This is a genomic window from Anabaena sp. EIM26 (assembly GCF_057568715.1).
The window spans coordinates 2,573,759-2,585,977 of sequence record NZ_CM172472.1 but is presented as its reverse complement, the minus strand read 5'-3'; the positions used below and the strand labels follow the sequence as shown (position 1 = coordinate 2,585,977).

Annotated in this window: 7 protein-coding genes; all 7 read right to left on the bottom strand. The window is 39.7% G+C overall.

All coding sequences use genetic code 11. The features are described 5' to 3' along the window. Positions 1–83 precede the first annotated feature (83 nt). The 7 genes from ilvB to AC012T_RS11195 all read right to left on the bottom strand — a co-directional run bounded on the left by ilvB (position 84) and on the right by AC012T_RS11195 (position 12,189). A complete protein-coding gene (gene ilvB / locus AC012T_RS11225) occupies positions 84–1,976 on the bottom strand; it encodes a biosynthetic-type acetolactate synthase large subunit (protein WP_487065721.1) in 1,893 nt (630 codons plus the stop codon). A gap of 134 nt (positions 1,977–2,110) precedes the next feature. Then, the gene (locus AC012T_RS11220; protein ID WP_487065719.1) at positions 2,111–3,373 is read right to left on the bottom strand and encodes an MFS transporter; all 1,263 of its coding nucleotides are present in this window, start codon (positions 3,371–3,373) and stop codon (positions 2,111–2,113) included. A 94-nt stretch (positions 3,374–3,467) separates the two neighbouring features. Next, positions 3,468–4,100, bottom strand: a complete 633-nt coding sequence (locus AC012T_RS11215) for a hypothetical protein (protein WP_487065717.1) — start codon at positions 4,098–4,100, stop codon at positions 3,468–3,470. A 361-nt stretch (positions 4,101–4,461) separates the two neighbouring features. Continuing rightward, complete coding sequence (locus AC012T_RS11210; protein ID WP_487065715.1) at positions 4,462–5,895, bottom strand: bifunctional orotidine-5'-phosphate decarboxylase/orotate phosphoribosyltransferase; 1,434 nt, start codon at positions 5,893–5,895, stop codon at positions 4,462–4,464. A gap of 56 nt (positions 5,896–5,951) precedes the next feature. Continuing rightward, positions 5,952–6,692: a molybdopterin-dependent oxidoreductase gene (locus AC012T_RS11205; protein WP_487065713.1), complete on the bottom strand. Its 741-nt coding sequence runs from the start codon at positions 6,690–6,692 to the stop codon at positions 5,952–5,954. Positions 6,693–6,715: 23 nt separating this feature from the next. Continuing rightward, the gene (locus AC012T_RS11200) at positions 6,716–7,309 is read right to left on the bottom strand and encodes a cytochrome b/b6 domain-containing protein (protein ID WP_487065711.1); all 594 of its coding nucleotides are present in this window, start codon (positions 7,307–7,309) and stop codon (positions 6,716–6,718) included. Between the two features lie 173 nt (positions 7,310–7,482). Then, positions 7,483–12,189 carry a two-partner secretion domain-containing protein gene (locus AC012T_RS11195; RefSeq protein ID WP_487065709.1) on the bottom strand — a complete coding sequence of 1,569 codons (4,707 nt, stop codon included), beginning with the start codon at positions 12,187–12,189 and terminating at the stop codon, positions 7,483–7,485. Positions 12,190–12,219: the final 30 nt, after the last annotated feature.

The window sequence follows — 12,219 nt, the reverse complement described above, 5'->3', positions numbered from 1 at the left end:
GGGGAAATATCTTCTATCACAAAAATGTAAATATGTAAATAAAGTAAGGGCGTATGCAATACGCCTCTACTGAAGTTCAGAATCTACAATTTATTTCCACATTCAGCACAGAAATTATGGCTGGCTGGGTTTTTTGTCCCGCAGTGGCTACAATAAACTGGCTCAACGGCGGTTGTGGGCGTGGGCTTAGGTAAACCGAACATCTGGGCGTTACTTTTGCCAGGGGCTACCATTGGATAACAGTTTTCGTCTCTGGTGACATGAACATTAACGATTACCGGGCCGTTGTGCGCCAGCATTTCTGCGATCTGATCGGATAATTGAGCGCGATCGCTAATCACCATCCCCTTGATCCCGTAAGCTTTGGCCAAAAATTCAATATCTGGCATTCCTACTTCCATATTTGAGCAGGAATAACGCTCACCATAAAAGGCTTGTTGCCACTGACGCACCATTCCCTGCCAGCCATTATTTAAAATCACAGTTTTGACATTTATGCCATATTGTGCAAGGGTTCCCAATTCCTGTAAACACATTTGGAAACTGGCATCACCACTGATACAAATCACTTCTTCGTCAGGGAATGCAACTTTTACACCCATAGCCGCAGGGACACCAAAACCCATTGTTCCTAAACCGGCGCTAGAAATCCAACGTCTGGGGCCATTTTTGAGGAATTGTGCTGCCCACATTTGATGTTGTCCCACATCTGTCGTGTAGAAAGCATGGGGGGCTTGACTACCAATTTCGACAATCACCTCTTGGGGGGAAATGCTGTCAGGATAATGAGGTACAACCAAAGGATAATCTTGTTTCCAACGGTTAATTACATTTAACCATTCCTGATTTTGATGAGGTGGAATTTTGTTAGTTGAGTTTTGACATCGGCGTAACAAATCCGTGAGAACGTGCTTAACATCACCAACAATAGGCACTTCAGGTACACGGTTTTTACCTACTTCAGCCGGGTCAATGTCGATGTGAATAACCTTCGCATGGGAGGCAAATTCATCTAACTTACCTGTTACCCGGTCATCAAATCTAGCACCGACACAAATCAGCAAATCGCAATCTGTCACCGCAAAGTTAGCGTAAGCGGTTCCGTGCATTCCCAACATTCCCAAGGAGAGAGGATGATGTTCATCAAATGCACCGATACCCATCAAAGTGGTAGTGACGGGGATATTAAATAATTCTGCCAGTTGTTTGACTTCTTCGTGGGCATTAGATGCGATCGCACCGCCACCAACATACAACAACGGACGGCGACTTTCTCTAATCAACTGAATCGCCCCGTTAATTTGGCGGGGATTGCCCTTCACCGTGGGACGATAGCCAGGTAACTTCACCGTACCTGGTTCTACCGGCACATAATCAAATTCTTCTAAAGCCACATCCTTGGGGACATCGATCAAAACAGGCCCCGGTCTACCAGTACTGGCAATGTGGAAAGCTTCTGCCACAATTCGCGCCATATCTTTGGGGTCACGCACCACATAAGAATGCTTGACAATAGGCAAAGTAATCCCGTAGATATCTGTTTCTTGGAAAGCATCTGTACCAATGGAAGCCCTGGGGACTTGTCCTGTCACCACAATCATGGGAATAGAATCCATGTAGGCTGTAGCAATACCTGTGACTAGGTTTGTTGCTCCTGGGCCAGAAGTACCAAAACATATCCCCACCTTACCAGTAGCACGGGCGTAACCATCAGCGGCATGGGAAGCGCCTTGTTCGTGTCTAACGAGGATATGTTTAACTCGGCCAGTTTCTTCTACTTTATACAGGTCATCATAAATCGGTAAAATTGCTCCACCGGGATAACCAAAAATATACTCAACACCATGACGGACAAGACTATCTAACAAAGCAAAACCGCCAGATGCCCGTTTTGGGGTGACAACTGACGAATTAGAGATAGGGGATTGCTTGTGATTTTCCGATTGTGGGAGACTGATTTGAGAAGGCGATCGCACGGTTAACCTCAAAATATAGCTAAAATTAACGCTTAAATTCTGTATTTAAAATTTCATTCTAATTTAAAAATTCCAGAAAATGCTGAGATAATCTCCATCTATGAGCATAAGACTGGATTATGATTCTACAATCTTTAAATCACATCTTGCAAGACTCGGCGAGTATTTTTCCAAGCCCAAACACCAATCAGCGCTACTACAAAACTCATGATCATTAGCACGACTCGCAGTCCTAAGATATCAGTTAATGGGCGAGCGATCGCTAAAGGTAGGGAAAGCGCAATATTCACAACATGGTTTTGAAAGCCAAAAACCTTACCGTGCATAGTCGGTGGCGTTTGCTGTTGAATCAAAGTTTGCATCGGTACGCCAATTAAAGAAGCACCTATACCCAACAATGCACAAAGTCCCAGTGCGAGGATGAGACTGTGGGTAAAAGTAACCACCCCTAAAACCAAAGCCATCATCAAAAATCCAATTAGGGGTAGAGGTTTGTGATGTAACTTATCACTCCAATGACCCAAAATACCTGCTCCTATGACCATCCCGACTCCAGCAGCAGCCAAGAAGAAACCAAACTGTTTTTCCTTTAAGCCAAAGTCTGCGGCTAATCTAATCGTTAGCACTGTTAACGCTGCAAACACGCAATACAAAGTCATTAATTGCAGCATCGCATTCAAAACTAGACGGTTTTTCTTGATGTAGCGCAAACTATCTGTAAATTCATTCCAAACATGAGTTCCCGTCGAATTCGCCTCAATTGGTTGATGTTCTTTAAAATTGATAGGCTGCATAATTGCCGCAGATAGTAAATATAATGCCCCAACGACAATTTCCTGACCAAAATCTTTTCCTAGATAGCTTTTAGCCAAACTCAATATTGGTTCACCTATCGCAAACCCAACAATTAAAGCACCCATCATAGTAGTGCTAAATAGGGCATTGGCAGCCATTAAATTCTCTCGTTCTACCAACTGAGGAATTGCAGCTTGCTCCGCTGGGGCAAAAAACTGTGTCACACAAGAAATGGCAAAAGTGAGAATTAACAAAATCAGAAATTCTCTGGGCAAAAAGGGAATCAATAATGTTAAAAACCCCCGCACCACATCCGAACCAACCATCACCAACTTTTTCGGTAAGCGGTCAACAAGGATACCACCAGCAGAACCAAATAAAATTGCTGGAATTGTAAATGCCACCATCAAAGTTGAGTACATCGAGTTTTCCGCTAACCCCGGTGGCGGTGGGTAGTTCTCCAGCAAGGCAATCATCAAGACAAAAAATACCTTATCTGCCAACTGGGAAACTAGTTGTCCAATCCACAGGAGCATAAAACCCCTGTTTTTTAACAGTGTGCCAAAGCCGTGATTAACAGCAGTAGGTTCAGTGGGAAACATTAACTATGTGTAGGAATATGAACTATGGTAGATGAAGCAAAGGGCAGCAGGATCAGCAAAAATATTGATTTATCTCTATTGTCCTGACTAATTCTCACTCCTGGTTGCTAACTTTGTTGTCCGGATTGTTTTTTTCATAACGTTTTAGCAACAAATGCAAAAATTCAGCAGCATTGAGGTAATTTTGGGGTAAAGACAAACCTATTGACTGGTCTACCCATTTGCCTTGTACTGTTTGAGGGGAGTGCCACATTGATAAATGGTTAACTGGTGGTTCAGCGTAGAAATTATCTTCCCCACCACCTAAAATAGCAGAACTCCAATGGGTGAAGTAATCATGACTCATCCGATGAATTGGGAAATTACCCCATAGTGGCATTCCCCATCCATCTATGGCAATAAAGGCTTTGACTATACCGCCCAACATTTGCCACTTTGTCGCAGCAATAATGGCACCAACGACTCCCGCACTATAGCTGATGAATATCACAGGGCAGTCTAACTGATCATGCCAGCACTGACTTGCACTCCGCGCTCCGTAGGCATCGCTCAAAAACTGTAAAATATGAAATGCTGATAAGGCTAAAATACCCTGCCCAGGATAAACCAGTATATCTAATTTATTTTCTTTGATTGCTATATCCGTTGTTGAATTTGATAGCCCTGTAATAAAGTTTGCGGTTAATTCTGGTTCATGAATCCCAGGGCAAATAATAATTATACTCATTTAATTTTCATTTTAATAGAACTTACTTCAGCTTCACACTATTTCTTGTAGGGTGCATCAGACCCGATAATTCGCTAACAATCAACCTACTAAACCTGAGTTCACCTGAGTTCGGTGTTAGGAGTTTCTGCTATGCCTACGGCACGGCTTCGCCGAACGGAGTTATGATTTTTAAGAGCGAGAGAATAAGGGTTTGAAACTCCTACTGGAGGCTAGTTTTCCACAAACTATCTTATGTCGAACTCAGGTTACATTGAATGAAGAATAGAGAGAAGTGAGATTTTATCAAAATCATCAAAGTTGACTAAAAAAGCCTTTATTCTCCTGACTTGGAGTATTCTCTATCCTGAATACTTACAAACTAACATTCTTTAAAAGCCAAAAATTGAGCATCATTTATTCTTCCTGCTTGGTGCAGAGTGGTGACAATTTCTGAAATAGTTAAAACAGAATGAGCGCAATAACCATTTTGGCTTAACCTATCTTTTACCCCTTGTTCATGGTCAATAAATACAACAATATCATTAATCTTTAATCCCGCAGATCTTAACTTTTCCGCACCTTCCATCACGCTTTTACCACTGATGAGAATATCATCAACTACCGCAACCGTTTCACCAGGATAGAAATTACCTTCAATCACCTTCCTTGTTCCATGTGCTTTTACCTCTTTTCGGGGAAAAATCATCGGACAATGAAGACGCAAAGATAAACCAGTTGCTGTCGGTAAAGAACCATAAGGAATCCCAGCCAATCTATCAAAAGTAAGATTTTTTAAAATTTCCTCATAAGCACTAAGCACTTGATTAAAAACTTGAGGATTAGAAATAATTTTCCGTAAATCAATATAATAAGGAAAAGTCGCTCCTGATGCCTGAACAAATTCCCCAAACATAATACAGCCAATATCATAAAGTTGTAAAATCAAATCTTGATGTGGCTGTTTATCTTTTACCGAAACATCAGGCAACCACACCTCACAAGTAGAAGCATCATGGATAATTTCACTTCTAAATTGATTAATTTCCGTGCGTAATAATTGAATTTGTTGAGATAAATCAGATTGACCCAACATATCCTGAGGAACCGGAATTAGTAAACCATCACCATTACCATTTAACCCTGCGGCTAAGATATTTTTTAAATTACCTTCCTCAGCCCAAATACTACGTGCCATAATAATTCTTTCGGGAGCGATTAACCGAATAGATTTGAGAATATCAGCATCTGTGGTTCCTACCTCCAAGCCTAATTGTTCTGGTGTTCCCCAGGTTTTTGATTCCTGAACTATCTGCAAATAAAAGGGTGATTTTTGATGAGGAAATTGCTGTAAAATTGCTGCACCTGGGTTAGAAGTACAACATAAAATAAACACCGCTTGATCAGGGTAAACTAAAAATGGTGCTACATGATCCTGTCCAGTATAGGGACTAAGAGTAATAGCATCTACCAACCATTCTGTAAATACAGTTCTGGCAAAAATACTACTAGTATTTAAATCACTGTGTTTAGCATCTAAAATAATAGGAATGTGCGTAGGGATAGATGCCAAAGTTTTGAATAAAAGTTCTAAACCGGGAACACCCAAAGCTTCATAAAATCCCAAAGTTGGTTTATAAGCACAGACAAAATCAGCCGTTTCGGCAATTATAAATTGCAACCAATTTGCCAAACCTGCAATAACATCTGATGATTGATAACGCGCAGGGATCATTTCTGGATTTGGATCAAGTCCTACAAATAGTAAGCTTTGATTTTGGGAAATATTCGTATTTAATTTATCAAAAAAGTTCATGTTTATTTAAATTTCCAAATAAAATGCTATGTAATTAAACTTTGTACCTCATGTATCTATAATCCTGCAAACCATTCATAACCTTGATCTTCCCAGTAACCTTTAAAAGCTGATAAATAGCGAGTCAGTGTAATTCGCGTTACCCATTTACTCTGTTTATAGCCTAGTTTAATTGGGGAAGCTAGACGTAAAGGTGCGCCATTTTCTACAGGCAACTTTTCACCATTTTTTTGATAAGCTAACAAAGTTTGAGGGTGTGTAGCTGAAGCTATATCCCAACTTTCATAATAACCATCTGCTGATTCAAAAAAAGCATACTTAACATTTGCCTGGGGTTTGGCTATGGCAATAATATCACGTAAGCGTATACCTCCCCATTGTACGATCGCAGCCCACCCTTCTACACAAACATGACGAATAATCATGGAGGTGAGAGGTAAAGCCTGAATTTCCGCCATACTCAGGCTGAGGGGATTATTGACATCACCGTCAATAATTAAACGAAATTTGTCTTGATCAATAATTGGTGTATTGCGGAAACTATTAATTATTAAAGCTTCTGGTTCAATAAGACTAGCAGAAAATTCTGGTACAAGTTTTTGGGGCTGAAAAATGAATTCTTCAACCTTCTGGTTCAGAGGTTCAGAAAGCTTACCAACTAAATCTTCAAATGCAGGTGTACCACAACCACCAAGAAACAAGCCCGTGCTAGAAATTCCAGAAATTTGTAAGAATTTTCGCCGTGTTAACTGAGGTTGAATTAGATGGATTAAGTCTTTATTTTTATCAACATTCATGGCTTTATTACCAATAAAATAATTTACCAAAACATAGATTCAGTCAGCTTTTCTCCTCCTGCCTTCCGTCCTAAATGCCAATGGATAATTACAAATATTATCACCAATGGCACAGATGCAAAATGAACAATTCTTAATGCTTGCCAATCGCCAAACATATCGACTATCCAAGGAAATTGAGCAGGTTTATACATCCCAATTCCTGTTAGTATTGCTAGTAATAATATGGGAATAATGGCTGTATAGGCGATACGATGCCAAGCATAAATGAGACGTTGAGGATTTTGAGTTTTTTGTAATGCTTTGATGTCATTAACTCCCACAAAGCGATGTCGCCAACGCCGAGTCATAAAAATGTAAATTCCATAACCTAAAAGATTGAGAGAAAATAGCCACATAGCAGCAAAATGCCAGTGTCTACCTCCTGCCAACCAAGCACCTAAAGTAAAAAGTGGTGGAATATGTAAACCTGCACGTCCACCAAAAACGGGGTTAGCATTATAAATTTGTAGTCCACTAGTCAGCATGAGAAAAAGACTAATGATATTCAGAGAGTGAAATATCTTAGCAGCTATAGCTTGGGTTGGTAACTGGCGAGGTTTGGTAGGATTATTCATATAATTCGTTTAATTTGTTTGTTGTTATAGCAATCGTATTTGACTTGAGAAATTATCAGTGATAGCATAGCGTGACGTAAGTGATGGAAAGGAACAGGTAACAGGAATAGAAGTTTTCATGAATCATTAAGGACTGCTATCGTTTACTTCTGTGAGAACTAATTAATACTGGTTCAATGACAACTAGGATAACTTAACCCCGAATTTTGAGAAGTGACATTAGGTGTTTCTGCTGTGAGAATTACCTTCCCATCACCATTAATTATCCATCCTTGTGCCTGCTGAATTACTAGATTTTTAAGATTTCTGTGTTCATTCTTCATAACAACTGGTGTTATTTCTTGTTGGCTGGTTTCCTGAACAGAAACGACATCTACCAAATCTACTAACGGTGTTGTCCCCGCCAATAAATCATTAGGATTAGATGGTAATCCACCCCGACCCACAATGGTAAATCTATTTTTTCGACGTGCTATTTTTGCATTACCTGTACACCCTTGAACTAACTGATTAGCCGTATCCACTAAAGTGCTAGGTAATGTCACTAAGCCTCTGGATGGATCAACGTCTAAACGATTAATTGTCACTTGACCACTTAATCCAAATTGTGAAGAAGCAGTAATATCACTTTTTAGGGTTAATTGAGGACGAAATTCTAGTCCAAATATGTCATTAGTCGTAATGTTGATTTTTCCTCCATTTCCTTGAAAAGCATTAGCAGTAATATCACTATTTTCATTAGGAAAAGCTACAATAAAGGGAGAATTGATATTGATATTTCCACCATTTCCTCCTGCACCATCTGTACCAGCAGTAGCAGTTAAGCGGCTGTTATTTCGTAGCAATAATAAATCTTGAATATTGAGATTTATTTCTCCACCTTGGTTACTGGCAGTTTCAGCAGTGATGAAAGCTTTATTATCTAAACTCAGAGTGCCTGCTTGCAGTGAAATATCTCCACCTTTCCCACTACCTTGACTATTTACTCCTATCCCTGCACCATTTTTGATGATGAAGGTTTTGGGGTCAATATCAATACTACCACTATCACCTGTTGAACCTGTTTCTGTGTTAGCAAATAGTCCGCTGTTTCTACCATCTAAGGTGATATCATCTTGAACTTTGAAGATGATATTTCCAGCTTTGGCACTACCTGATGTGGTGGTGAGGATTTGTCCCCCATTGGTAGTTGTAAAGGTATTAGTGTTAACGTTGATATTACCACCCTTGCCACTACCAGAAGTAGAAGCTGATATTTTTACACCATCAGTAATATTTAAATTTTGAGTGGTAATTTGAATATTGCCAGCATCACCTATACCTGAAGTTTCAACTGCTAATTTGCCTTTACCTGCAATATTAATATTTTCCGGTGCTGTGATAATTAAATCACCACCTTTACCACTGGCAGCAGTGGAAGCAGAAATAATTGAGTTAGGAAAAAGAGTAATGTCTAAATCTGGCTGATTTTGGTAAGGATTTAGTTTTAATGTACCTGCGGGTGCTTGTCCTTGAGTTTCGGCAAAAACGCCGACGATGCCCGCTAGGTCTATTTTAGAGGCATTTAAAGTGATGCTACCACCACCTTCGGAATTGGTGGCTGTTGCAGTGGCTGTGGCGGTGATGCGGGCGGTATCGGATACGGTGAGGCTGGGAGTATTAACGATGATGTTTCCGGCTTTACCTGCACCGCTGGCTTCAACGGAAAGAATGGGGGCAAAGTCTTGAACACCAATTCCTAAATTAACAGCTTTTTCTGCATTAATGGTGATTGTACCGCCATCACCTGTGCCTGTAGTGGTAGCAAAGATTTTCCCTCCATTGGCTACTGTTAAGGTAGGAGTATCGAGGGTGATGTCTCCGGCTTTTCCGTCTGCTGTGGTGGAAGCGGAGATCTCTGAGGCTTTTGTGAGGGTTAAATCCTCAGCATCAATTTGAATATTGCCGGCATTTCCTATGCTGCTGGTGTTGCTGACAATTTTACTATTGTTGAAGGTGACAATACCAGGACTGCTGATATTTACATTTCCTGCGGGATTGTTGCCTTTGGTGTCACTTTCAATGCGAGTATTATTGAAGGATAGATTGCCCGTGCTGGAAATATCCACATTTCCTGATTGACCTACTCCACCTACATCCAGGATTATTTCTTCTCGAAAAATCTTGATTGTCAACTGTTTGCTGGTGATGATGGCAGTTTTAGTTAATGATAAATCGCTAAAACCATTAATTTTAACATCTCCAGATTTGTCAGAAGAAGACAGCGTTAAAATTTCTAAATCTGTAATCTTATTTCTAGCTGCTAAGGTAACGTTACCACCCTGTCCTGAATTTCCGGTTTCGGAAACAGAAAAGGAAGAAAACACTGGGAATTCATTGTTATCATCTTTGATTCCCTTGATATCGCCACCAGCATTTAAAGTTATCCCCCCGCCATTTCCTCCTGTTCCTGAATCTGAATATGAGTAGGAGTCTAGGGATTGAGTGGAGATATCGCCACCAGCATTTAAAGTTATCCCCCCGGCATTTCCTCCTGTTCCTGAAACTGAAGATGAGGAGGAGTCTAGGGATTGAGTGGAGATATCCTCACCAGCTATAAGAGTCATCCCCCCGCCATTTCCTGCTGTTCCTGAAAATGAAGATGAGTAGGAGTCTATGTATTGAGTAGAGATATGCCCACCAGCATTTAAAGTTATCTCCCCGCCATTTCCTCCTGTTCCTGATTCTGAATATGAGGAGGAGTCTAGTTTTGCTGTAGTGATATTACCTTGTGTGGTAGTGAGAGAAATTGCTCCCCCTTCTCCTACGTTTCCTGAAAATGAAGATGAGTAGGAGTCTATGTATCCTGTAGTGATATTACCTTGTGTGGTAGTGAGGGAAATTGCTCCCCCTTCTCCTGCGTTTCCTGAAAGTGAAAATGAAGAGGAGTCTAGGTATCCTGTAGTGATATTACCTTGTGTGGTAGTGAGGGAAATTGCTTCCCCTTCTCCTGCGTTTCCTGAAAGTGAAAATGAAGAGGAGTCTAGGTATCCTGTAGTGATATTACCTTGTGTGGTAGTGAGGGAAATTGCTCCCCCTTCTCCTGCGTTTCCTGAAGATGAAAGTGAGGAGGAGTCCAGGTATCCTGTAGTGATATTACCTTGTGTGGTAGTGAGGGAAATTGCTCCTCCTTCTCCTGCGTTTCCTGAAGATGAAAGTGAGGAGGAGTCCAGGTATCCTGTAGTGATATTACCTTGTGTGCTGGTGAGGTAAATTCCTCCCCCATTTCCCAAAATAGAGGAAGAGTTAATATTACCCGTAGTAATGTTATGGTTAGCATTCAGGTTAATCAACCCAGCATTAACGCTACTAGATGAATTGATATGACCTATAGAAATTTTACCTCCAGCCTTGAGATTAACATTTCCTCCAGCACCAAGACTACGAGAGGTAGTGATGATTAACTGTGTACCAGTTGCTATTTCCCAAGGGGCAGTGTCTCCAGCTTTATATACATTCATTACAGTATTACCCGGATTGTTATCTTCATAACTATATATAGTTAAATTCCAAGTACCATTGGGGTTGCGCCGATTCAGAATAGCCAATGGCTCATCAGGTTGGAAAATGCCGTTAAAGGGAGTAGAACCTGATGAAATAGGAGTAGAAGCACTATCAGTAAGTAGAGTATCTTGAAAATTGGCTAGATTATTTCCTGTGGAATTAATCAAATTTACATATATTTCTGTGGGTGACGATAAATAAACATTTGAATTACTGAGAACATTACTAGCTGAAAGTCTGACTTTAACTTCTGTGATGGGGTCAGTAAGATTGCTAGTAAAGGTAAAGAAGCCTTGGTCTGTATCTGTAAATGTTCCACCTTCATCAATGTCTATGATGCTGGTTTGATAAGTATTATAAGTAGTATCAAGTATCCCTGTAATAATATCTCCATTCTCACTGGTGATATTAATATCTCCACCTTTGGTACTAATATCCTTGATGTTAATATTGTCTTTGGCTTGCAAATTTACTAATAATCCTGGTGCTGTAGTGGTAATATTTCCTATACCTGCAATCTGTTTTCCTGCCGTTAATGATAAGGTGGGATTTATTGAAGAATTGGCTGTATTATTATCAGCAATTGAAATATTGCCATAGTTAATATTTTGATTAGCTGTTAATGTAGCTGCTTGTGCAGTTAATTCATTAACTTTGATATCTCCTGTTGTAGATGTTAGTTCTATCTTGCCATGAGGTGCAGATAAAATCCCACTACTATTAATCTTGCTGCTAAAAAATGTTAAATCTTTACCTGTTATTAAATTTCCTTGATTTTCTATCTTTGCTTGTTGATTTTTAATAGCATTAACAAATAACGCACTTGGTTGTACAGTCAATAAATTACTTTTAGCTGGTGCTGTAGAACTAAATGAACCATTGTCACCTAACTTAATCTCATCCACAGTTGTGGCAGTAAAAGAACCACGAATATCTAAAACTGCATTTTTACCAAAAAATATTCCATTGGGATTGATTAAAAATAAATTTGCTGTTCCATCTACTCCTAATTTTCCTAAAATATTAGAAGAATTAACACCAGTTACACGAGTTAATATATTCTCAATTCCTACAGGGTTGGCAAAATAAACACTTTTACCTAGTTCAATATTGAATTTTTCAAAACTATGAAATAAATTTGACCCTCTAGTAGCACCACCATTGATCAGGTCTTTGATTTCGTCAACTTTGTTAACAATCGAGTTTTCTGAACCTAATGTGTGATCTGGTTTTAATTGGGCGAATACTCTTATGTTTGTAGATATTAATATTTCTCCTATTACCAATAAACTCGTGATTCCTAATTGATAAAATTGTTGTGTCCATTGAGGTTTCATTATATGAAAGCCTTATATAGAGATTTGATT